This window comes from Moraxella tetraodonis (genome assembly GCF_022359095.1).
Taxonomy (GTDB): Bacteria; Pseudomonadota; Gammaproteobacteria; order Pseudomonadales; family Moraxellaceae; genus Faucicola; species Faucicola tetraodonis.
In genome coordinates this window covers 533427-557491 of the sequence record NZ_JACSYB010000001.1, presented here as the reverse complement: position 1 = coordinate 557491, position 24065 = coordinate 533427, and the positions used below count along the sequence as shown (strand labels likewise).

Below are 24065 nucleotides of genomic sequence, written 5' to 3'. Positions count from 1 at the left end.
TTCCCATATTTTTAGACTTCCCATCAAGTATGGGAAGTGAATCTAGCTAGTTGATAGTGCCAGTAACTTTTTTGCTAGGTTTAATAGGGTTATATGTATTACAACCCTATTTTAAAGATGAATAGCGGCATTATTGATATACTTGGCGTCATTCAACCCCATAAATGGGCATTCATCCCTTACCTGCCTAGCTTTCTTTACTTTCTTTGTTTTCTTTTATTCGATAACAAGCAAGTTGGCTTTTTTCATTTTTATCCCAATAGTGGCACTTTTGCTTTGAGCCCTTTATCCTGTCGTCCATCAGGGGTTACTACAATACTATGTTTCTTTTTAAATGGGTATGCTAGTCTAAAGCAAAAAAAATTAGGCAGCTTATGAAACCACTTGCGCAAAAGCCCACTAAACCAATCATATCAACCCGTAACACCCCCCAAACCTTTACCCTCAATAAGCTTGCCAAACCTATCGTGCGCGATGATATTTTTTCGTTGCCGCCTGCTGTGTATGGCACTATCTATTTGACGCTGATTCCGCTATTTGGCTTTTTGTACAGTACCTTGCCAAATATGCAGTTTAACCATGAAAACGTGGGTTTTTTGGAAGCCATGTATTTTAGTACTATCACGGTCACTACCACAGGGTTTGGCGATATTACCCCAACCAATACCTTTACGCGGGCGTTTGTGATGATTGAAGCGACCATTGGGGTGGTGTCTGCAGGTTTGTTTTTAAATGCGATTACTTATCAGCGTGAAGAAAACATGAGTAATCTGATGGACGCCTATGAAGCAAGAAAAGAAATCTCTTATGCCTTCGCGCGCCTGCACAGTCATGATAGTTTGATTACGCTTAACATGAATACTTATCTAAACCGGGTTAATCAACTGCTGGGCATAGAATCAGAGCAAACCCCAGTGGCGCAATCTGACCGTGAGGGTCGCGCTAATTTAAACCGCTCACCTGATTTGCCCGCGGCGCCTGACGCCAAAGTCCCTCAGCAGCTCATCGGTATTCATGAGCCTATTCCCGAAACGCTAGCATTTACTAATTTACAGCACTTATTTAATGCCTCGGCACGCTTGACCGATGACCCGCGCAAGCCGTTGATTTGGTACTATTATCAAGCCTTGGATGAATTGGTCAATAGTATTGAGAATTTGGTGCGTGAAACCGAAACTTATCGCTGGGCAGATTTGGAGTCGATTTGTATTCAATATTTAAGTGATATCAAATCCTATGACTCCAGTAGTTATGTACTAGCAGAGCCAAACTTTGAGCAACAACTTGCGGATATCCAAGCCCAGCGCCAGCAAGACATGTTACTTATCAGTGAATATCCAAGTGATAAAGCGGTTGAGCTGTCGAACGAAAATAGTTTAAACCCGTATATTATTTTGTTTATGGGTATTCAAACCACCATTGATTTTATCAAAAAATTCCAACTTCGCTACCAAGAAATTATGCAAACCATTTAATTTTATCCGCTCAAAAAAAAACACCCCACATGCCGTGGGGTGTTTTTTTACTCAACGAGTCAGTCAATGAAACATTAGTGACCAAATTGGTTGGCAGTGTTTTTGGCGCCGCCCGCTTTAAGTGCCATTTCACCTGAGAAGATTTCTTTGTGATCATCACCGATGTCAGAACCTGCCATGGCTTGGTGTTTAACCGCAGCAACGCCTTCGCGAAGTTCTTTACGTTGTACTTCTTCAACGTAAGCTAGCATACCTTTATCACCGAAGTAACCTTTTGCCAACTGGTGCGTACTTAATGCCGCCGTGTGGAAAGTAGGTAGGGTGATCAAGTGGTGGAATACACAGGCTTCACGTGACGCATCAGCTTGGAAAGTACGCGCTAGTTCATCAGCAGCGGTATTCAACTCAGTGTTGTCGTAGTCAGCAGACATTAAGTTTGCTTTGTCATAAGCTGAGATGTCTTTGCCTTCTTTTTCCCATTTTGCGATGACTTGTTTACGGAAGTTCAGCGTCCAGTTGAATGATGGGCTGTTGTTGTAAACAAGTTTAGCATCTGGCACTTGCGCAACGATACGGTCAGTCATTGATTTGATGTGAGCAACGTCTGGCGTTGGTGTTTCAATCCATAGTAGATCAGCACCGTTTTCAAGGGCAGTCACACAGTCAAGTACCACGCGGTCAATGTTGGTGCCTTCGCGGAATGAGTACAAGCCGTTTGGCATACGAGTTGGGCGAACCAATTTGCCATCACGTTTTAATAGAACATCGTACTCGCTTGCATTTTCTAAAGTCACTTCTTCAACTTCTAAGAAGTCTAAGTATTGTGAAGCAAGGTCGCCTGGCTCACGTGATACAGGAAGTTTTTGCGTTAATGATGCACCTTCAGAGTCAGTACGGGCAACGATTACACCGTTGTCAATGCCAAGCTCTAAGAACGCATAACGAATCGCGTTAAGTTTTGCGATGAAGTCTTCGTGTGGTACGGTAACTTTACCATCTTGGTGACCACATTGTTTAGCATCGGATACTTGGTTTTCAACTTGGATAGCACAAGCACCTGCTTGAATCATTTGTTTGGTGAGCAAGTAAGTCGCTTCTTCGTTACCAAAACCTGCGTCGATGTCAGCGATGATTGGTACGATGTGTGATTCAAAGTTGTTGATTTTGTCTAAGATGGCTTTAGTGTCTTGACCTGCTTCTTGCGCCGCATTTAATTCACGGAAGTAATCGTTTAATACTTTTTCGTCCGCTTGACGTAAGAAAGTGTAGATTTCTTCGATTAATTTTGGCACAGCGGTTTTTTCGTGCATAGATTGGTCAGGTAATGGACCAAATTCTGAGCGAAGCGCAGCAACCATCCAACCTGAAAGGTAGATATATTTACGTTCAGTAGTACCGAAGTATTTTTTAACCGCATACATGGTTTGTTGACCAATAAAGCCATGCCATGCACCAAGAGATTGGGTGTATTTTGATTTGTCAGCATCATAAGCTGCCATATCGCGACGCATGATGTCGGCAGTGTATTGAGCGATTTCTAAACCTGTTTTGAAACGGTTTTGGATAACCAAACGCGCAGCATCATTTTCGCTGATGTTTTTCCAGTTACCATATTTGGCTTTTAGTTCGCGGATATGGTCAATCGCTGAAACGTAAGTTGACATAGCAGTCTCCTATTGAGGACGGTGGGATAAAAAACTTAGGATGATTGTTGTATTGTGATAATAGCAAAAGTCTTAAATAAGCCAGTCTTTAGCAAGTGTTAAACACCGAAAATATGAATAATGTTTAAGACACAAACTACATATCCAAAATAGGCTAACAATTTTTTTAACAAAATACGTGATATTTCTTACAGTGATATTAAATAGTCTGTTAAAATTAAGAATTCTATTTTGGCACTAATAAAGCTTTAAGTTGGCTTAAATAATGGAATGAATGCACTATACCCTTTAATTCATAATTTAGCTATTTAATGATTCGTATCTTTAGTATTTATTTAAAATATAGTATAATACAATCAATAACTTAAATTTTATTGCTAGGTTTTAGTCCTATTAAAACTAGCGGTTTTAGCCTTTTTTTCTTAACTTTTAACTAGACAAACAGTAATTTATGGATTTACAACGTGTGGATTTGAACCTTTTGGTGCATCTTGATGTGTTACTTCGAGAAAAAAACGTCACCAGAGCCTCTGAGCAACTCGGCATTACCCAGCCCGCCATGAGTAATATTTTACGTCGTTTGCGTAAGTTGTTTAATGATCCCTTGTTGATTCGCTCATCTGAAGGTATGACGCCGACAGAGCGGGCGCTTGAATTACAGCCGCGCGTACGCGAATTGTTAGCGGATTTAACTCAGTTATTAGAGCCGCGTACTGAGTTTCGTCCTTATACCTCAAGTCGTGTGTTTCGGATTATGACGTCAGATTATGCCGAAGCAACGCTGGTGCCTAGGCTAGTTAAAGCGCTACGCAGTGAAGCCCCAAACGTGATTTTGGACTTCTTAACGCCCTCGGATGTGTCGTATCGAGATATGGAGCAAGGTCGGGTTGATTTGGCGATTAATCGTTTTAACGAGGTACCGCAAAGCTTTCACCAAGTGCTGATTTGGCGTGATACTTTTAGTTGTTTGTTGTCGGCTGATAGTCCGTATGTCAATCGCTTTAACCTAAAAAATTATCTTAAAGCTCAGCACGTTTGGGTCTCTAAAACAGGCATGGGCGTGGGTTTTGGGGTGAATCCCGAAAAATCTGGTGGACTTGGCTCAATTGATGCGGCGTTACAACGTCTCGGTCAGAAACGTCAAATCAGTGTCTTTACCCGTCATTATCAGATGCCTGCGATGCTCACCGCCAATAAAGACTTAATTGCTACACTACCGACTCGGGTGGCGCGCATGCAAGCAAATAATGATGATATCGTGATTAAAGAGCCGCCATTTTTTATTCCAGAGTTTGAATTGACGATGGCGTGGTCGCCGCTATTACAGCATCACCCTGCGCATCGTTGGTTACGTCAGTTGATTCAGCATGTGTCGCGACAAATCATCGCCGAAGAGCGCATCAAGTATCCGCTACAAACTGCGATTCAAGACGGTTCGCTGCATACCCAGCCCATTGATTTGGTTGAAATTGACCCTGATCGTCAATGAAGGATGGTCAGACAAGCTGCTTATCTAGGACTGGTCTAGGACTGGCAAATTTTATCAACCCACAGCTCATACGGATATTTTCCTAAATGTCCGTAACGTCCTTTTTCAGTCACCCGCCCTTCAATGCAGACAGGTAAACTAATCGACACGCCCGTTTGACCTTGCGCTTTGGCATAGTCGGCTAACAGGTTGTTTGGGTCAAATACATGGTATTTGGTGGTACCGTCATTAAATTCAGATTGCTCTAAGCTTTGGGTAAATGTGCCTTTTAACGTCAGCGTTTTTTTGGGTACACTATCAATGCTTTCTTTGATATCGCTTAACTTACCATTTTGCAGCGATTGGTACGCCACGCTGGCGCAACTCGCCAATAGACCAATTATCGCCACACCACCGCCCAACCATGCGGCTTTTTTACCCTTTATCTTGTTAGTTAGCATGGTGTTTTCCTTATTATTGATCACAAAATTATTGGGATAAAAAAATGATAGCAATATTCGTTGCTATCATTTGTAGATTTTATTTATCGTTACACTACCCTTGGGTAAATAGCTTAGCGAATATAGGTATGGTCTTCAGGATTAGTCAACGGCTGTGTCAGCGCTTGGGTTGGTAAGACTTTCTTAAGATAAAAATACCCCAATATACCTGCGAGTAATGACCCTAAAATAATGCCGAGCCGCTCGTCAAATGGCTTAAAGGCAAGCCCTGCAAAGGCAAGCCCACCAATAAACAAACTCATAGTAAAGCCAATACCACATAAAATCGCCACACCAAATACTTGTCGCCAATCAACATTGGTAGGCAAGCTGGCTAACCCAAGCTTGACGCCAAGCCAACTAAATAACATCACCCCAATCGGTTTGCCTAGCAGCAGCCCTAGGGCAATGCCGAGCGGTACCGTATGAAACAGTGAGGACAGCCCCGTACCACCGAGATAAATGCCCGCATTGGCAAACGCAAAAATCGGTAAAATAATAAAACTGACTGTGTCTTGCAAGTCATGTTCAACCGATTCGAGCGGTGAATGCTCAGGGTGCTTGTTGTCTGTCATTGGGATAAACAGCGCAAGTAGCACACCGGCAAGCGTCGCATGTATGCCCGACTTGAGCATCGCTGCCCATAGCAAAACGCCAATCATCATATAAGCGGTGGTACGTGTGACGTTAAAGCGATTCATCAGCCACAATATCACCAAACATACCCCAACCCAAGCCAGTGCCGCCATGGACAGCCCCGATGAGTAAAATAACGCAATAATGATAATCGCGCCAATATCATCAAAAATAGCAATCGATGCCAAGAATACTTTGAGTGCGGCAGGCACACGATTGCCCAGTAAAGTCAGCACACCTAAGGCAAACGCAATATCTGTCGCCGCCGGAATCGCCCAACCTTTCATCAAATCTGCGTGCTGATAATTGAATGCGGCATAAAAAATCGCCGGTACCATCATGCCACCGACTGCAGCAATCGCAGGTAGGACGACTTTTTTGACCTCTGATAGTTCGCCCACTAGCATTTCGCGCTTGAGCTCAAGCCCCACTAAAAAGAAAAACACCACCATCAAGCCATCGTTGATCCAATGTAGTAAATGATGATCGATACTAAAAGAGCCGATTTTTATCGAAATAGGCAGATGCAAAAAGTGCTCGTATATGTCACTCATCGGAGAGTTTGCTACTACCATCGCCAACACAGCGGAAAACGCTAACACTATACCCGCCGCCATATCGTGTGCCAAAAATTTTTTAAATTGGTTAAATACTATCATCTGTCTAAAACTCTTTTTAATACCATCTTTTATTTATGAAACATACCACACTTAAACCAAGCAAAATAGCCTACAATACCATCATACCATATATTTTATTATATCATATAATCTATTATTATGATAAATAATTTCATAATTTTAATTTAATAGAAAATTTTATTCATTTAATCGCTATTTTAGATAAATTAATTTTTAGGCGTATGATTTACTAGGGTTGATAGTTAACATTCTAAACACGAATGATTGAGAAAGTTGTTAACACCCCATCGCTATTTTGTATTATTATTTTATCGCTACTTGCCTACCGATTTAGAATCAGCCTTTCAATAGTGTGGATATTTTGCCAACTTCTCTTACCGATCTTGATTTAACCCCGCTCAAACGTTTTTCTCATAACGTTATCGCCAATATCCGTGCCACGGGTCACATGCTAATAGGTTCAAAACGCGCGTTTTATTGGGTCAAGCCCACTGTATGGCAGTTTTTGTTGTTTGGATTGACGGCACTGGCGAGTAATTTGCTGTTTTCGTGGCTCGTTGCTGAAGATGCCACCCATTTTAATCCACAAGGGCTGATTAGTTATTTGGTTTGGCCGATGGTGATGTTGGTGGCAGGATTGATTCTTGCCAAACGGCATTTTAATGCCATGCTAATTTTTGTGCCGGCGATTTTATGGCTGTGTGCTGATACTTTCATGATGCTGGTGCAAAGCTTGATTCAGTTTATATCAGACCTAGGCTGGCTACCTGAATGGACGTTTGATACGATTGGTATTGTGTTCGTATTGGCGTTTGTCTGGCAGTCATTATCGCTGCTATGGATTTTTGGCAATCAATTACGCTGGTCATGGATTGAGCGTGTCCTGATTATGCTGGGTGCGTTTGCCGTACTCAGTGTGTGGCAAAAAAACGTGCAATCTGAGCCGATTTTTCAATCTGACCCTGTCGAACCCGTGGTCACTGAAGCGGCATTTTATGCGCAGCCTGAGCTTCTGGCTGATATGCTAAATAATGTGCAGCCGCAACGCCCGACCATACATGATTGGTACTTTATGGGTGTCGCAGGTCATGGCGAGCAAGATGTGTTCCGGTCAGAAATTGAGCTGACCAAAGATTACTTTGACCATCAATTTGGCACAGCAGGACGCTCGGTGGAACTCATTAACAACGCCAATACCCTGTCTGCGCTGCCGATTGCCAGTAAAACCAGTATTGAACGCACTTTGCAAAGTATCGCCAAAAAAATGGATGTCAATGAAGACGTGCTATTTTTGACCTTGACCTCGCATGGGGGTGACAAGGTGATTGAGATGTCGAACCCACCGCTAGCGCTCGATAATGTCGATGCCAAATGGCTACGCCAATCATTGGATAAATCTGGCATTAAATGGCGCGTTATTGTGGTATCCGCCTGTTATTCTGGCTCATTTATCAATGAGTTAAAATCACCATACACCCTAGTCATTACTGCCTCAGCGGCGAACAAATCATCGTTTGGCTGTTCTAATGAAGCCGAATATACATACTTTGGACAAGCATTTTTTGCTGAAAGCTTACCCAAGCTTCGCCGTTTTCAACCTGCGTTTGAAGCCGCCAGCAAACGCATTGCTGAACGGGAAAAAATGATGGGCTTTGAACCGTCTGAGCCGCAATTGGTGATGGGTGAGGCTATTAAAGCGATATTGCCAGAGTTTGAAAACAGTCTTAAACCCTTACCTGCGGTTGTGATAGCGCCAACGACTACCGCCAGTGCTACTAGCGATGCCCATACTTTAAGTAGCCACCAACTGCACAAGTAACATAAACCGGTTTGGCTGTTTCAGCTGCCAATAGGCCTTGCAACTCGCCTTACCATCCATCATGGTAGCGATTGGGAGCAACTGATATTTTCTGCCAATTTTTTAGCGATTTTATAATTTTTGCACATAAAAAAAGTGGGTTAACCTAAGTTACCCACTTTTTATCAAATAGCGCGTCAAATAGACTGTGTCAGTCAATTATTTGATTTTAGCTTCTTTGAATACAACATGTTGACGTACCACTGGATCAAATTTTTTGATTTCCATTTTGTTTGGCATGGTACGTTTATTTTTGGTCGTGGTGTAAAAATAACCCGTACCTGCAGTTGAAACTAATTTGATTTTATCACGCATCGCAATTGCTCCCTAAGAATATGAAAAGGCAAAAATTAGATTTTTTCGCCACGAGCACGCATATCAGTTAAAACTTGGTCAATACCAACTTTATCAATGATACGCATACCTTTGGTAGTCAAGCGAAGCTTAACAAAGCGGTTTTCGCTCTCTACCCAAAAACGATGGGTGTGTAGATTTGGTAGAAAACGACGGCGGGTTTTGTTGTTTGCGTGAGAAACATTGTTACCTACCGCTGGGCGTTTTCCAGTCACTTGGCATACTCGAGACATGGCTTACTCCTAATCGGTGTGCATGAGGGCTGCTCATGCCTGTCACAACTGATACTCGCACATCTCGCATATCATTGAAGCTAAAAAAAGCTAGGGTTTCAACGATTCTAGTGTTGAGTATCTCAGTTTGAATCAATAATTAATCTTTTGGCGGCGTACTTAAAATTAGCTACTCATGGGTAGTTATTTGACTTGCGTCAATCAAAACCATTTTAAGCAAGCGTCAAAAAATCGCTAGTAAATTTAAAGCCGCTATTTATACCATAACTTATGCCAAAATGCAATGTGATTGGATAAAAATTTAATGGGTTAAAACGCCTTGTTTGACCATCAAGGGTGGCTGGTTTTGATACCCAGTAGACTGGCGTAAAATTTGCTGACTTAACCAGTCAATTTGCGCATCGACAAACGGCGTGTCTGTCTGTAATTGGTTAAAAACAACCAAAGCGACTTTTAGCCCTGCTTGCCAAATTGCTTGTAGGGTTAGCATGGCATGATTAAGGCTGCCAAGCTTGATACCGACGACAATAATCACAGGGTATTTGAGCGCGGCTGCTACATCAGCAAGCGTTTCTTGCTCATTAATAGGGGTAAACCAGCCGCCTGCCCCTTCAACTAAAATCACATCGGCAGGATAGGCTGCGATGGACTTATGGATGGTATCGACTAATTGGGTTTTGGTGAGTGTCACGTTATCAAGCTGCGCGGCGATATGTGGTGAGCAAGGAGTCACTAGCTGGATAGGCGCAATGGCAGACAGCGGTGGTTTGACATTGGCAAATTGATTAATGCGCCTTGCATCATCGCTATATGTTTGCCCGTTGTCATCGGTTTCCATGCCTGCGGTGACTGGCTTGATGGCATAGACACTTTTGCCTTGCTGAGCTATATTCTTGACCAATTGCGCGGTGGTGGTGGTTTTACCGATTTCGGTGTCGGTACCTGTGACAAAGTACGCGCCGTTTAGTGCACATGAAGCATCGTTAACATTGGATAGATTCATTATTTCTTACTTGCTTTATGGTTAATGATTTGGGTGGTTTTTTGAGCTGATTGGGTAATTTTTTCAATTTTTTGCTCAAACGCTGGCATTAGTTCTTGCAAAGTTTGTTGCTGATTTTTCATAAGCAGTCTATAAACAACCCATGAACACAGCCATTTTTAATAATTTCATTGTGATTCCTTTTTTAAAATACGTGCAAAAATCTGCTAAACTTTATCACAACTCTAATCAATGTCGCAAAATAACAGGAAAAAAGATGAACGATTCACCGATCATTGCCATTGTTGGATTTGGCTCATTAGGGGCGTTATTTGCAAGTCTATTAGCCCCAAATATGCCTTTTGAAAACCTGCGTATCGTCGCCGATAGTAACCGTGTCAACCGCTACCAACAGCAAGGTTTATTGGTGAATGGCGAGCCATTAACACTCAACTATGTCACGCCCAACGCCATCACCACGCCCGCCGACTTGGTCATTGTCTGTACCAAATTTTATCAGTTAAATGAGGTGTTACCGCTCATTAAAAGTCAACTTGGCGACAATACGCTGATTGTTTCTGCCCTCAACGGTATCGCTAGCGAAAAAGTATTGGCAAACGCCTTTGGTGACGAGCGCATTGTATATTGTGTGGCGCAGCAAATGGACGCCATGAAAAATGAGCCGCATGAAAAAAATGGGCAAAATGGTAGCCAACTCATTTATCGCGATCATGGACAATTGGTCATTGGCGCGATGACAACTGATAGCGCTGAACGCGCACGCGTGCAACAAGTCGATGCCCTCTTTAACCAAGTCAATTTCCCGCACTCAGTGAGCGATGACATGCCGCGCCAACTGTGGGGCAAATTGATGTTAAATACCGGCGTCAATCAAACCGTGGCATTGTATCAAGGCACCTTTGATACCGTGCAACAAGCGGGTGAAGCGCGTGAAATGTTCAAAGCCGCCATGCGTGAAGTGATGGCAGTGGCACACGCTGAAGGCGTAACCTTGACCGAGGAAGATTTCAAAAAATGGTTGGGAATCATGGATGCGCTGGATCCTAAAGGCATGCCCTCGATGCGGCAGGATTTAAAAGCAGGGCGACGCTGTGAGCTTGATTTGTTTGCAGGGACGATTCGCGAATTGGGGGATAAGCATGGCATTGACACACCGGTCAATGATACCCTATATGATGGTATCAGTGCATTAATGATAAACAATCAGTCGTGATGACAACCCTAGCGCTATTGAAAAAAGTGCTGCAAAAAACGCTGCATAGAAGCGATGAATAGAAGTGATGAATAACCACTACAAATAAAAAAAGGGCATCTGCCTTGCCCTTTTTTATCTCAACAACCGTTATTTTTTACCAAAACGCTCATTCATTTGCGCATAAAAACGTGCCACATTATCACCCACCACACTGGCATCTTTGGGATTAAACTTCATCACTCGCCCAAAATCCAAGCCAACATACAACACGATATCAGCGAAGGTGAGTCGATCACCGAGCAAATATTTATGACTCGATAATAGCTTGTCAAAGTACGGCAAGGCTTTTTTGACGCGGTTGATGCTCTCTTCTGCCATACCGGGCACTTGGCTGCCCACCGACGCACGAGATGGATGCCCATGCTGGAAAGCCAGCATCATGTTATACAGCACGTGAAACTCCGCATTGCGTGACATTGCGGTGATTTTGGCGCGCTGTATAGGGTCTGAGCCCATCACTTGCTTACCATTGCCTGCGAGTCTAATATCAAGGTATTCACAAATGGCGTGTGAATCGTTGAGCACAGTGCCATCATCAAGCACTAATACAGGCAAAAGCCCCAGTGGATTGACCGCCAAAAACTCCGGCGAGTTTTGCTCATTTTTGCCAATATCCACGTTGATGACTTGTAAATTATGAATATCATTGATATCAAGCTCTTTGACTTTTAACAATAAGTCGACCTTGCGAGGATTTGGCGGGGCATTCATGGTATATAGTTTCATCACTTGTTCCTTATGATGTGTAATTTTATCTTTAATATACTTGAAACCATCGCTTTACGAAATAGGGTTTTTAGGCGCAAAGGAAATTTTGCTGATAAAAAATCCCCCTAGCGGCAGGAGGATTTTTCGGTTTAATGACAAATGTTTATCAAAGCTTATTTTTTATCCTGCGCTTTTTGCTTATCTTTTTGCTCATCTTTTTGCTCATTTTTATGGCCTTCTTTATGCCAAAAGGCTTTGACTACTTCAAATTGCTCGGTAAGCGTCTGCATCAACGAGCTGTCTTTGGGCGCTTTTTTGGCGACGGGTGGCAAGATGTGCTCATAATAGGTATTGGCGAGCACTCGGCGCAGTATGCCTTCGCCGATGAAGCCTTGGTCATCGTTGAGTGTACTGGCAGAGCGGAGCATGTTGCGAATATCGTATTGGGTTGGCACGATATCAGGCACTTGCTTATTACAATCTGTTAAGGTGTACACCGCGATCCGCGCCGAGCGTACCGAAGTTTCAACGGTGAACACCACATCATTGTTGGTTTCAACAAATTGACCAATGAGACCTAAATTGGTGCAGCCTTCGGGTACAATTTGTGGACGGTCGCCTTTGGCACGTGGCATAAACATCGAAGTGATATAGGGCATATAGGCGGTGTTAGCGATGGTATTGGCTAAAATATCATCTTTTTGCTCGAGCAAATCTAGGTGGTATAGCAGCTCCGTCACAATTTCATGCCCCGTACATTCTGGCATGGTTTTTGGCACATAGTTGCCTTTTTTATCCATCAATAGCCCATACACCCATATCACCACCACGTCTTTGGGTTGGTCAGGAAATTGCGGTTGGCGGTTAATAGTAAAGCTCATAAGCCAGTTGGAATCGGTGATGGTAACAATACCGCCTGTGACTGTTTTGCCTGATAGCGGCGGATTGACGCAGTATTTTTCGCTGATTTTGCGTAAAAGTGCGGAGTCTTTACAGGTTAAGGTTGCTGACATCCAGGCAGATTTGGGTACATGGCGGTTAAATTTTTCTGGACGACCAAACATAGCTGATTGTTTGGCAAGGTCATTCCACAGTACCCAGCCTTTCGTTTTTCCCATGTTATCATCAGTTAGACGGATATCAGGCGCAGTGTCACTGGTGCCATAGCGCGTATCTTCCGTCATTGACCCTGTGGTAATAATCACAAAATCATTGTCCCGTACAGGGATATAGACTTGTTGACCATGCTGGGTGGTTGTCAGCCCTTTCACCACTTTTTTGTCGCCTTGCTGTTCAAAATCAACCGCTGTCACTAACGTGTCACTTTGTAGGTTGACGCCTTTATTGATTAAAAATTTTTGCGCAGGTACCACAAAGCTGTCATATTGGTTGTATTTAGAAAATAACAGGGTCGACATATCTTTGATACCATCTAAGGCTTCCAAAAACCGGTGCATATAAAGCTTGCACTCAAGTAAGCTGTGCCAGTTTTCAAAAGCAAACATACTACGCCATAGCGTCCAAAAATTACTGTCCAAAAAACTTTGGCTAAAGTAATCTTCGATGGTGAGATTATCGAGTTCGTCTTGATTTTTTAGTAATAAGCGGACGATGGCAAGCTGGTCGGCTTTGTTGAGATTAAACTTGTGAAAATCTTTGATTTCGCCTTTGTTATGAATCAACCGTGCTTTGGAATAGTTGGGGTCATTGTCATTGATCAGGCGGTATTCATCAAGCACTGAATAAGGCTCTGGTAGCTCTAGCGCAGGTATATCTTGGAACATATCCCAAAAATTCTCGTAGGTGGTAATCATCTCACGACCGCCCCGCATGATATACCCGTCTTTGGCATTACCAGCGCCATCGAGTGAGCCGCCTTGCACCGCTAATTCTTCTAAAAAGGTAATATTCTCGCCTGGGATATGGGCATCTCGGATAAAATAATACGCCGCTGCCAACCCGCCAATACCGCCACCGACAATATAGACTTTACTGTCTTTAAAACGTCCGGTATCAAAACCGATATTACGTTGATAGTTACCACGGGCATCGCTAAACGGCATCGAATTGCCAGGTTGGTTGGATTGATAATCCGCCCGCTGTGGTTGGTGATCGACCTTTTTAAAAACCAGATTGTTCAAAAATTCACTGTTGTTCTTAGCGTTGGTTGTCATAATGAAGTGCCCTATTTTGAATAAGATAAGTGTTGAATAACATTAGCGTTAACTAACTCTTTAAACCGCGTTGCTACCCTTTGACATTGACCTTAACTGCCCATTCTTAATTGCCCATTAAGACTGCTACACAATATAACCAAAGACAACGGCGCGGTTATAGTAACTATGACTGATAGTCATTATTTATAATTAATAAACTCACTTAGATTTTTAACTAAGCAATTTTATTATAACCACATTGTATAACCACGCTAAAGCGACTTTGTGTCGATTAAGCTTTGATTAAATATTCAGTTATTTGCGCTTTTGTAATCAAAAGTAACCATTCCTCGCCTCTCTTTAGTTTTCTAAAGGGATAAAAATCGATTGAGTTCACTGGCTAAACTTCGTAAAATGTATCACTATACTAGAACATTGAAATGCTTTACTTGTTATCTTCTACTCAAAAAAACTACTATGCCGCACACTTCGCCATCATCCCTACCCGCCTATGATTATTTGGTTGAGCTACTGAGCCAAACCGATGATAGTGACTTTATCCGCGAAATTTTGGCAGCGCTACTGACTGAAAAAGAACAAAAAGAAATCGCCAATCGCATTCAGATTTTTGCCTTGTTTCAGCAAGCGTTGCCACAACGCGAAATCGCTGAGCGCTTGGGGGTAGGCATTGCGACCGTATCACGGGGCGCCAAAGCGTATGGTCAACATGATATCAACCAATTACTGCCAAATCTGAGTCATTTGAACCTATAAATTTGTGATAATGGCTTCAAGCGTAAATAAGCCCATCACAGTAGCATACTTTGGGGTGACATACTTTGGGGTGAGTAGAAGGGCAATGAAAATCCGTGTGAAAATAACTGGCATGCCATAAAAGAGTTGCAAGCAAGGGTTAATCTGATTACAATGTATCACCATACTAGAACACTGAAACATTGATTAAAATTTAAGATAGGGTAAATTTAAGCCGCTATAAATTTAAGATACGGTAAATTTAGGACACTATAAATTTAAGACACTATAAATCTAAGACACTATGATGACTACACACGCCAAACCGCCTAAAATCGACCTTGCCAGCAAACCAAGCCTGATTAAACTTGCACAAGACATTGATTTTTTTGAACTCTTTAAACGCATCGAAGCCAAATACGCTACCTGTTTTTTACTGGAATCGTTGGGCGAAGAAAGCTATATCTCACGTCATCATGCCATTGGCTTTGACCCTGCGATGACGGTGTTGGCAAAAGACCGCCATACCTTGACTATCACCAACAATCGCACGGGGGAAAGCACGGATTATACCTGTGACAATCCTTACCAACTACTGCGCGAAATCACCCCACAACATGTGATTTCGCGTAGCCATACCGGCGGATTGGTCGGTTTTTTGGGATTTGATAGTGTCAATTTTTTTGAGCCGACCCTGAATATTCAGACCAGTGATGATTTCGAGCCGTTCAAATTCGGGGTGTACTTAGATGGGTTAAGCCTTGATAAGATGACCGGTGAAATTTTTTATTATTATTACGATACCGACCACCAAAGCAATCGTATTGACGAAATCAAGTCATTATTGACCGCTATTTCGCCTGACTATACGCAGCCCACTGCTGAGCATTTGGGCGATGGGATGAACCGCGAGCAACATGCGGCAGCGGTGATGAAAGTCAAAGAAGACATTAAAGCTGGGCTGATTTTTCAATGTGAAGTGGGTTTCAAATCGCATTATCGCATCCAAGGCGATACCATGCCAATTTATAGTAAACTGCGCGAAGTCAACCCGTCACCGCATATGTACTATGTCAAATTTGGCGCCCAAAAAATTATCGGCGCATCGCCTGAGTTGTTGTTCCGATTGCGCAATGGTGAGATGGAGACCTTCCCACTGGCGGGCACCACCAAGCGCGGCAAGGATGAGACCGAAGATCGCCAATTAGCGCGCGCCTTGCTCAATGACCCCAAAGAAATCGCCGAACATAATATGTTGGTGGACTTACATCGTAATGATATCGGGCGGGTGGCACGCTTTGGGACGGTAAAAGTGCGTAACTTAATGGATATCAAGCGCTTTTCACATGTCCAGCATATCTCCAGTGAAATCGTCGGTATTCTTGACCCTAATCATGATATGTTCACCGCGCTTGCCAGTAATTTTCCCGCAGGCACGCTATCGGGCGCACCCAAAATTGAAGCGATGAAAATTATAAATACGCTAGAGCCCGATGGTCGCGGCGCTTACGGTGGCGCACTCGGTCAGTTTTGTTTTAATGGGGATTGTATTTTTGCTATTCCGATTCGCTCGCTGTTTATCAATGGCGAAAAAGCGTATGCGCAAACTTGCGGCGGCAATGTGTATGACTCCAATCCTGAAGATGAATATGAAGAAATCGTGCGAAAACTGTCTGCGATGAAAGTTGTACTGTCCAATTTTGCGCCAGTGCAGTAAAGTCTGCTCCATCATGACGATACGCCAACTAGATACGTATGATAGCGATGTATATCAGCAGTATTTTGGACGTTTAGAACAACAGCCATAACCTATTTTTAGAGTTGACTATGCAAGTGTTAATTATTGATAACTACGATTCTTTTACCTTTAACCTATACCAATATATTGGTGAGATTTTAGCCGCAGACAATCAGCCTTTCAACGTGGTTGTCAAACGCAATAATGAGATTAGCTTAGCGGATATCAAAGCCATGAATCCTGACCGCATTATCATCTCCCCCGGTCCAGGTTCGCCCGATGACCCTGCGTATTTTGGTGTGTGTGGTGAGGTCATTACTGAGCTTGGCAAAACCATACCGCTGCTAGGCGTGTGTCTTGGCATGCAAGGGATTGCACATTTTTTTGGTGGTCAAGTGGTGCGAGCCAATGTGCCAATGCATGGCAAGACATCACCGATTCGTCACGATGGTCAAGGCGTGTATCAAGGTTTGCCACAGCAGCTTGACATCATGCGTTATCATTCACTGATGGTCGACGCCGCTTCACTCCCCGATTGTTTGGTAGTGACCAGCGTGGTATCTAGTGAGCAACATAGTGATAAAAACCTCAAAGATGCCAGTCTAGCAGGCGATGAAATCATGGGCATTCGCCACCGTGACTATCCGATTCAAGGGGTGCAATATCACCCAGAATCCTTCGCCACCGAAGGCGCCAAAATGCTGCTGAAAAACTTTTTGTTAGGGTAATTTACAACATCAACAAAATCACCGACATAATCGCTCCCACCGCCACAAATGCCAAGCCACGCTTAAAAATTTTGGAACTTGGCGTGAATAAAAACAAACTCGACACCACAAAAAACAATAAACTCAAGCCAAACAATACATTGAGCCCACCCATGCTACCTTTAGAGGGCGCTTTATGAAAATTCACCATTTTATCTAATACCACAGGCAGCTTTTTGCTGGTATAAGTCACCTCACCGGTTTTAACATTGTACTGTCCGTCTTTAAAAAGCTGTATATCACCCTGCTGCTCCCTAAAATCGATGTTTTTCATTTTTAGGGTTTTGGCTAAATTTTTCTCATCAAGATTGCTTGCCACGACTTGCTTGACAGTTTTTGAAGATTTTAAAAAATCAGTGTCGCGAAATACCAGCAACATGCCACTTAGCGAATAGACCAGCATAATGCCAACCATAAAGAATCCAACATAGCGGTGCCCAAGCCTCATGTAGATACGAAAATCTTTCATTGTCATTGTTTGACTGCCTCTTAAAAAATTGAGCCGTCATTATCCAATAATAGATTGATAATGTAAATAATAATGATTATCATTTAATTAGATAGCATCGCACCCATCTACACAGACCAATTTTTGCGCCATTGGTTACTGCTGCAAACGCGCCAAATATAGACCTCAAAGAGAAAGCCTATGAATCAAAAACCGTCAATCAAATTTAGTGAGACTGTTTTAACACATAGGCGTAGGCAATCTTTTTACCTTGGTCGTCATACTCCCAGTACACGCCCTGCACTTCTGGCTCAAAGCCTGGCAAGCGATTAACGCCTTCTTGCAATGCCAAGAAGTAATCAAGCACCGCCCCATCCCACACTTCACCGGGTACGATACAGTACACCCCTGGTGGATATGGTAGCGCCCCTTCCATGGCGATTCTGCCTTTAATGTCATGCAGTGATACCAACTCAACATCATTACGGATAAAGGCGTTATGGGCATCAAACGCGCTTATAGCAACCTTGGGACGATGTTCGCGCTCAAACATTTGTTTTTGTCGTTTGTTTAGCTGATGCTTGGCATAGAAGTTATGCATCAGTTGGCACAGTTCATTAATAGTGAGTTTGCGGTACTGCGGATATGCCTTAGCCAGTGTCGGCAGCACTTGGGTGACGGGGCTGTTTTCGCGAATGTGCTTTTCAAAACTGACGATACGGGCGACCAAGTGCTGGAATTTTGCCAAGGTTTCGGCAGGCGTCAGTAAGAATAAAATCGAGTTTAAATCGGCTTTTTCTGGAATGACCGAGCTTTCACGCAGATAATGTGCCAAAATCGCAGCAGGAATCCCTGTTGCTTCATACTCACCGGTTTGCATATCAATGCCGGGTGTCGTCAGTAGCAATTTACAGGGGTCAATAAAGTATTGGTCATCGGCATAATGCTGAAAATCATGCCAACGCGCCCCTGCCTCAAAGCGGAAAAAACGAATATCATGGGCAATGGTTTCAGTATCGTAGTCTTGCCAAGCTTGCCCATCTACTGTAGGCGGAACAAACGGCAAAATCATGCTACAAGTGTCTAGCAGCATTTTACGAGCTTCGATACCGCCGATGACACACTCATGCCACATGCGCTGACCGGCTTTACCTTCATGCATTTTGGCATTGACATCAAGTGAGGCAAACAACGGGTAAAACGGCGAGGTCGACACGTGCATCATAAACGAGTTGTTAAAGCGTTTATGATTGACATAACGGGCTTGCCCGCTGATATGGTTATCTTTTTTATGGATTTGTGAGGCTTGAGAAAAGCCAGCTTGTTGCTTGTGTACCGATTGGGTCACCAAAATTCCAGGATCATTTTCACCCAGCTCAAGCAGCAGTGGCGAGCAATCACGCATCATCGGGATAAACTGCTCATAACCCACCCAAGCACTGTCAAACAAAATATAGTCACACAGATGCCCGATGCGATCCACCACTTGGCGGGCGTTATAAATAGTGCCATCGTACGTGCCTAGCTGAATTACCGCCAAGCGAAATGGGCGGGCATCATCCGCTTTATCGGGCGCAACTTCACAAATACGCTCACGGATTTCGGCTTCCTCAAAACAATGGGCGGGAATGCCGCCAATCAAACCATAAGCATTGCGGTCGGTCTCTAAATACACAGGCGTACCACCTGCCATGGTTAAGGCACCTTGGTACACAGATTTGTGATTGTTACGGTCAAACAGCACCAAATCACCATGCGCCACTAAGGCACCAATCGCAATTTTATTGGAAGAGGAAGTACCGTTGAGCACAAAGTAGGTTTTATCCGCATTAAAAACTTTCGCCGCATGCGCTTGTGCCTCAAACGCTGGGCCTTCATGAATTAGCAAATCGCCAAGACGGACATCGGCATTACAGGAATCGGCACGAAACAGCGTTTCCCCAAAGTATAAATAAAAACGTCTGCCCGAAGGATGCTTACGAAAAAACTGTCCGCCTTGGTGCCCAGGACAGTCAAACGCCGCATTGCCATAGTCGGTATAGTCCATCAAGGCTTGGAAAAAAGGCGGATCGAGCGTGGCGATGTAATCCGCCGCCGCCGCATTGACCAATTGTCCGTTATAAAACTTTTGATCATCTGCCAGCTCTAGCACACCATACACATTGGGTAGCCATTCATCAGGCACTACATCACCATATTCAATCGCCACAAATATCGGAATAGCAAACCCCAAATCTTCAATATCTTGATACACACGAGGCAAGTCTGTCATCGTGACCACAATTGCTGCAATATTGGTATAGTCGGTCGATTCAATATCGATGGTACGATAATTAAGATTTAGGGCGTATTCGATGCCGTCACTGATGACTACTTTCATAATTATTTTCCTTGCTGCAACCGTGTCAGTTGCCAAAGCGTTTTTTAGACAATTATCTTAACGTAAAAATATGAAAAAGTGAAAAAAAGTACTTTTGTAGACGCTTATTACAGTGTTTGAAAATAGCCAGTAACATCGCTACCACACATCATTACGTGAATGACGTAAAATAGCTGTTAAAACCTGTTACACTAATGCTAACAATAATAAAAAGGAATCTTTCATGGGCGTAGATAACAGTATTTGGACTACTATTATTATGTATATGATTGCTGCCGTAATCTTAGGCATATTAACATATTTATGGCTAACGTTCCGACTCAAGAAAAAACAGCGCGATGATGCGATTCGTAATCAAACAATGGGAGCTAATCAAAGTATTGATAGCCAGCGCATCGATAATCAGCGTTAACTTAGATTGTCTCACAAGGATCAAGTATGCAAGTAGATAGTCAAATCTGGATGACCATTTTAGGTTTTATCAGTTTATCGATTGTGATTAGCATCGTAACCCATTTTTGGATTCGCTATCACTTAAAAAATAAAGCCGCTAAGCTGCCGCCGCAATCTCATACGACGCGTGCTCATACAACACCTAAGTCGCATCAGAAAAATCACTCATAAGCACGGTGTGAAATTTTTAGACAACACTTTTTAGAAAACACTGTAATTAAGCGCATTAGTTGGCTAATGCGCTTTTCATGCCGCTTTACCAAGTATCATGGGTCAACGTATGATGGGCTAATTGTTAAAAATATAAAAAAATACATAAAAAACAGTTGACGGCAAAAATAAAAATATATATTATACGCTCCACTTCGACATTAACGGTGAAAGCGGTCGAGGTCACGCTATAAACTAAGCGTGCTAGTGTCCCCATCGTCTAGAGGCCTAGGACATCGCCCTTTCACGGCGGTAACCGGGGTTCGAATCCCCGTGGGGACGCCAATTTTTTTAGTGTTACCACTAGAAAATACAGTTAAAAAGCCATACTAATTTAGTATGGCTTTTTTGTTTTTGTGGCTTTATAAATTCTCATTGCCGTTTTTTGCTCGTGCGCTTTTTTTGTTATGGGCTTCTTTTCTTATGCGGTTTTTAGCGGTAACCTCAATTTGTTGCAAAGCCATTTTTGCTAAGGTTTTGCCAAATACACCTGCGCAAACTGCAAATCCTCTGGAAACGTCAATTTGATATTGCTATGACTGCCTTCCACCAATAACGGCTGTTTGCCAAAATGCTCAAATAAACTGGCTTCATCGGTAAACGCAATCGTTTGCTCAATGGCTTGGATTAGATAATCATACAGTGTTGGCAATGGAAAAATCTGCGGGGTTTGTGCTAGCCACAACTGACTGCGATCAAGCGTTTTTTGTGCCAACACTTGGTCTTGTGAATGGATGATTTGTTTGACCGTATCACGCACCGGTACTGCTAATAAGCCACCCGCCGACTGTTGCGAAAATTGCTGTGTGGTCTGTGTGATCAATTTTTCTATATCGCTCGGATTGACACAAGGACGCGCAGCATCATGAATCAGCACCCAATGATTATCATACGCATGATGACTATCCTTATCATTGAAGGCTTGTTCATTGAACGTCTTATTACTCAACGGATTTTGATATTGTCGCCAAATCGTTTGCACGGCGTTAAACACCGAATTCATCCGCTCTTTGCCACCTATCACCCACTCGATTGGCATGCTAAAGTTAAGTGTTTTGGCAATCGTATCTTCTTCAGAAATCACCAAATAGCAAGTGCTTAGCTGGTGGACTTTGCTTAGCGCCGCTATGCTGTGTTGGAGCACCGTCTGACCGCCAATATGGGTGTACTGTTTTGGCATCTGATTACCAAAGCGTTTGCCAACGCCTGCAGCGACGACCACGGTGTCAATCGTAAAGTTGTTAGATAAATTGGCAGGTATTGCGTTAAGTTCTGACATGGCGTCTTTTCAACAATAAAGTAAACAGTTGACAGTAAAAATTGAGACAAATATAACTTTGGCAGTTCTTATGCTTTTATGGGTGAGACGTGGCGGTATTGTGGGCATTCGGTGTGACCACATCGGTACTGTACACACTGCTAGCGGTCGACATTTGCACAAAGGTTTCGCCTTGTTTGATTAAACCTAAATCGGAGCGAGCATGTTCTTCCACCGCTTCAAGTCCGTTTTTTAAGTCTTTAACATCGGCAAGCAATACTTCATTGGTTTTTTGCTGATCACTATTGATGGATTGCTGTTCGCTGATTTGTTTATTTAACGCTGCCAAATCGCCCCGACCATTGGTGCCAAACCAATACTGGTATTGTAGACATACCAACACAATCACCGCAAAAATAATCATAAACAGTTGACGCAAATAAGTCATGACAGCACTCAATAATAAAAACTTTTGGCATAAAAAAACCTTACCCCACGCATTGTAGCAAATTCAATGTCATGGGTTAAGGTTTTTATCACTTCAATGCTTTATCAAGCTTTAAAATTTAAGCTTTTGAAGTTAATCTTTTGGCGCCAAGCTTTTAAATTTAGGCTTTTAAAGTTAGGCTTTTGGGTTGCGTAAACCGATAAACTCGTCAGCACCGTGGTAGCTTGCAGTGACCATCTGCTCGATACGAAGTAGTTGGTTGTATTTGGCAACACGGTCAGAACGGCACAGTGAGCCTGTTTTGATTTGACCTGCAGCTGTCCCCACGGCTAAGTCAGCGATGGTGCTGTCTTCAGTTTCACCTGAGCGGTGTGAGATGACGGTGGCATAACCGTTTTTCTTCGCTAGATAAATGGCATCTAAGGTTTCTGATAAAGTACCGATTTGGTTAAATTTAATCAAAATCGCATTGGCAATGTGTTTGTCGATACCTTCTTGTAGGATTTTTGGGTTGGTCACAAACAAATCGTCACCCACGAGCTGTACTTTGTCGCCCAATTTTTGCGTTAAGTACGCCCAGCCATCCCAATCGCTTTCATCTAGACCATCTTCAATCGAGATAATTGGGTATTGGCTGACAAGACTGGCTAAATAATCCGCAAAACCTTCTGAACTAAAGGCTTTATTGCCTTCGCCTTCAAGTACGTATTGACCGTTCCCTTGCTCATTTTTATGGTAGAACTCTGATGAGGCACAATCAAGCGCTAAGTAAATGTCTTTACCTGCGGTATACCCTGCTTGCTCAATCGCTTGCATGATGACAGTAATCGCCTCTTCGTTTGAGCGTAAGTTTGGTGCAAAGCCACCTTCATCACCGACTGCGGTGTTTAAGCCTTGTTTTTTTAGCACAGATTTTAGGCTATGGAATACTTCTGTACCCGCACGCAACGCTTCACCGAAGCTGGTGAAATTAACAGGCTCAATCATAAACTCTTGGATATCAACGGTGTTGTCCGCGTGGGCACCCCCATTTAGGATGTTCATCATCGGCACAGGCATCGACAGTGATGTTTGCCCACGTAGGTTGGCAATGTACTGGTGAAGTGGCAGTTTTTGTGATTGTGCGGCGGCACGGGCTGCTGCTAAAGATACTGCTAAGGTGGCATTGGCGCCCAATTTTTCTTTGTTTTCTGTGCCATCAAGCGCTAATAATTTGTTGTCAATGTCTTGTTGTTTTGATACGTCCATATCAACGAGTGATGAACGAATTTCACTATTGACGTTGGCAACGGCTTTTTTGACCCCTTTACCCAGATAGCGTGATGCGTCACCATCACGCAGCTCAAGCGCTTCACGTGAGCCTGTCGATGCACCCGATGGCGCGGCTGCACGACCGATAGTACCATCCGCTAAAATCACATCGGCTTCAATGGTTGGGTTGCCGCGTGAGTCCAAAATTTCGCGGGCAATGATATCTTTGATTTGGTTATTGGTGGTGGTTTCTTCAGCGTACATGGCGTTTTCCTTGGCTGTCACAATCAACAATGGGATTGTTAAAATACAAATGGGGTGGGATTATCATAGCATATTTTAACAGGTTTTAGCAGCTTATCACTATCGCCTATAGGTCATGCATAGTCATACGCAGCCAAGTAAAAT

Annotated in this window: 23 protein-coding genes and 1 tRNA gene; 10 read left to right on the top strand and 14 right to left on the bottom strand. The window is 43.1% G+C overall.

The window, feature by feature from the left end; genetic code table 11:
- Positions 1-374 precede the first annotated feature (374 nt).
- Entirely contained in the window at positions 375-1475 is a 1101-nt protein-coding gene (locus tag H9W84_RS02500) for a potassium channel family protein (protein ID WP_239741524.1), read from the top strand.
- Positions 1476-1549: 74 nt separating this feature from the next.
- On the opposite strand, the gene H9W84_RS02495 is transcribed toward H9W84_RS02500, so the two are convergent.
- Complete coding sequence (locus H9W84_RS02495) at positions 1550-3139, bottom strand: isocitrate lyase (RefSeq protein WP_239741523.1); 1590 nt, start codon at positions 3137-3139, stop codon at positions 1550-1552.
- 451 nt (positions 3140-3590) lie between these two features.
- Here H9W84_RS02495 and H9W84_RS02490 point away from each other — a divergent pair, with 451 nt between their 5' ends.
- Positions 3591-4628: a LysR family transcriptional regulator gene (locus tag H9W84_RS02490; protein ID WP_007116083.1), complete on the top strand. Its 1038-nt coding sequence runs from the start codon at positions 3591-3593 to the stop codon at positions 4626-4628.
- Positions 4629-4663: 35 nt separating this feature from the next.
- On the opposite strand, the gene H9W84_RS02485 is transcribed toward H9W84_RS02490, so the two are convergent.
- Positions 4664-5068, bottom strand: coding sequence for a tellurite resistance TerB family protein (locus H9W84_RS02485; protein ID WP_007116084.1), 405 nt, complete (start codon positions 5066-5068; stop codon positions 4664-4666).
- Positions 5069-5181: 113 nt separating this feature from the next.
- The gene (gene nhaA, locus H9W84_RS02480) at positions 5182-6399 is read right to left on the bottom strand and encodes a Na+/H+ antiporter NhaA (protein WP_420846663.1); all 1218 of its coding nucleotides are present in this window, start codon (positions 6397-6399) and stop codon (positions 5182-5184) included.
- Positions 6400-6745: 346 nt separating this feature from the next.
- On the opposite strand from nhaA, the gene H9W84_RS02475 reads away from it, so the two are divergent.
- Positions 6746-8203, top strand: a complete 1458-nt coding sequence (locus tag H9W84_RS02475; protein WP_239741521.1) for a C13 family peptidase — start codon at positions 6746-6748, stop codon at positions 8201-8203.
- Positions 8204-8401: 198 nt separating this feature from the next.
- Here the strand turns inward: H9W84_RS02475 and rpmG are convergent, their stop codons facing one another.
- The 4 genes from rpmG to H9W84_RS12095 form a co-directional block, all read right to left on the bottom strand.
- On the bottom strand, positions 8402-8557 hold the full coding sequence (rpmG, locus tag H9W84_RS02470) for a 50S ribosomal protein L33 (RefSeq protein WP_007116087.1): 156 nt from the start codon (positions 8555-8557) through the stop codon (positions 8402-8404).
- A 35-nt stretch (positions 8558-8592) separates the two neighbouring features.
- Positions 8593-8829, bottom strand: a complete 237-nt coding sequence (gene rpmB, locus H9W84_RS02465; RefSeq protein WP_007116088.1) for a 50S ribosomal protein L28 — start codon at positions 8827-8829, stop codon at positions 8593-8595.
- Between the two features lie 301 nt (positions 8830-9130).
- Positions 9131-9832: a dethiobiotin synthase gene (bioD, locus tag H9W84_RS02460; protein WP_239741520.1), complete on the bottom strand. Its 702-nt coding sequence runs from the start codon at positions 9830-9832 to the stop codon at positions 9131-9133.
- On the bottom strand, positions 9832-9954 hold the full coding sequence (locus tag H9W84_RS12095) for a hypothetical protein (protein WP_257621660.1): 123 nt from the start codon (positions 9952-9954) through the stop codon (positions 9832-9834). Before H9W84_RS12095 ends, bioD begins: the two co-directional genes overlap by 1 nt.
- Before the next feature lie 134 nt (positions 9955-10088).
- Between H9W84_RS12095 and H9W84_RS02455 the strand changes: the two genes are divergently transcribed.
- Positions 10089-11045 (top strand): ketopantoate reductase family protein, encoded by a 957-nt coding sequence (locus tag H9W84_RS02455; protein ID WP_239741519.1) that lies wholly within the window; start codon positions 10089-10091, stop codon positions 11043-11045.
- A 129-nt stretch (positions 11046-11174) separates the two neighbouring features.
- On the opposite strand, the gene H9W84_RS02450 is transcribed toward H9W84_RS02455, so the two are convergent.
- Both H9W84_RS02450 and H9W84_RS02445 read right to left on the bottom strand, forming a co-directional pair.
- Positions 11175-11813 carry a glutathione S-transferase family protein gene (locus H9W84_RS02450; protein WP_239741518.1) on the bottom strand — a complete coding sequence of 213 codons (639 nt, stop codon included), beginning with the start codon at positions 11811-11813 and terminating at the stop codon, positions 11175-11177.
- Positions 11814-11968: 155 nt separating this feature from the next.
- The gene (locus tag H9W84_RS02445) at positions 11969-13969 is read right to left on the bottom strand and encodes an oleate hydratase (protein WP_239741517.1); all 2001 of its coding nucleotides are present in this window, start codon (positions 13967-13969) and stop codon (positions 11969-11971) included.
- 459 nt (positions 13970-14428) lie between these two features.
- Here H9W84_RS02445 and H9W84_RS02440 point away from each other — a divergent pair, with 459 nt between their 5' ends.
- The 3 genes from H9W84_RS02440 (at position 14429) to H9W84_RS02430 (ending at position 17170) form a co-directional block, all read left to right on the top strand.
- Positions 14429-14725, top strand: a complete 297-nt coding sequence (locus tag H9W84_RS02440; RefSeq protein ID WP_060996241.1) for a Trp family transcriptional regulator — start codon at positions 14429-14431, stop codon at positions 14723-14725.
- 283 nt (positions 14726-15008) lie between these two features.
- The gene (locus tag H9W84_RS02435) at positions 15009-16421 is read left to right on the top strand and encodes an anthranilate synthase component I family protein (RefSeq protein WP_404935900.1); all 1413 of its coding nucleotides are present in this window, start codon (positions 15009-15011) and stop codon (positions 16419-16421) included.
- A 110-nt stretch (positions 16422-16531) separates the two neighbouring features.
- Entirely contained in the window at positions 16532-17170 is a 639-nt protein-coding gene (locus tag H9W84_RS02430; RefSeq protein WP_239741516.1) for an anthranilate synthase component II, read from the top strand.
- Between the two features lies 1 nt (position 17171).
- Here the strand turns inward: H9W84_RS02430 and H9W84_RS02425 are convergent, their stop codons facing one another.
- Positions 17172-17684 (bottom strand): hypothetical protein, encoded by a 513-nt coding sequence (locus H9W84_RS02425; protein WP_239741515.1) that lies wholly within the window; start codon positions 17682-17684, stop codon positions 17172-17174.
- Between the two features lie 199 nt (positions 17685-17883).
- Positions 17884-20037 carry an ornithine decarboxylase gene (gene speC, locus H9W84_RS02420; protein ID WP_239741514.1) on the bottom strand — a complete coding sequence of 718 codons (2154 nt, stop codon included), beginning with the start codon at positions 20035-20037 and terminating at the stop codon, positions 17884-17886.
- 223 nt (positions 20038-20260) lie between these two features.
- Between speC and H9W84_RS02415 the strand changes: the two genes are divergently transcribed.
- The 3 genes from H9W84_RS02415 (at position 20261) to H9W84_RS02405 (ending at position 20985) form a co-directional block, all read left to right on the top strand.
- Entirely contained in the window at positions 20261-20449 is a 189-nt protein-coding gene (locus H9W84_RS02415; protein ID WP_007116099.1) for a hypothetical protein, read from the top strand.
- A gap of 26 nt (positions 20450-20475) precedes the next feature.
- Positions 20476-20661, top strand: a complete 186-nt coding sequence (locus H9W84_RS02410) for a hypothetical protein (RefSeq protein ID WP_062333798.1) — start codon at positions 20476-20478, stop codon at positions 20659-20661.
- A gap of 248 nt (positions 20662-20909) precedes the next feature.
- Positions 20910-20985 (top strand) — tRNA-Glu (locus tag H9W84_RS02405).
- Between the two features lie 184 nt (positions 20986-21169).
- Here H9W84_RS02405 and H9W84_RS02400 read toward each other — a convergent pair.
- The 3 genes from H9W84_RS02400 to eno all read right to left on the bottom strand — a co-directional run bounded on the left by H9W84_RS02400 (position 21170) and on the right by eno (position 23921).
- The gene (locus H9W84_RS02400) at positions 21170-21979 is read right to left on the bottom strand and encodes an IspD/TarI family cytidylyltransferase (RefSeq protein ID WP_239741513.1); all 810 of its coding nucleotides are present in this window, start codon (positions 21977-21979) and stop codon (positions 21170-21172) included.
- A gap of 76 nt (positions 21980-22055) precedes the next feature.
- Entirely contained in the window at positions 22056-22406 is a 351-nt protein-coding gene (locus tag H9W84_RS02395) for a septum formation initiator family protein (RefSeq protein WP_239741512.1), read from the bottom strand.
- Positions 22407-22580: 174 nt separating this feature from the next.
- Entirely contained in the window at positions 22581-23921 is a 1341-nt protein-coding gene (eno, locus tag H9W84_RS02390; RefSeq protein WP_159675890.1) for a phosphopyruvate hydratase, read from the bottom strand.
- Positions 23922-24065 lie beyond the last annotated feature (144 nt).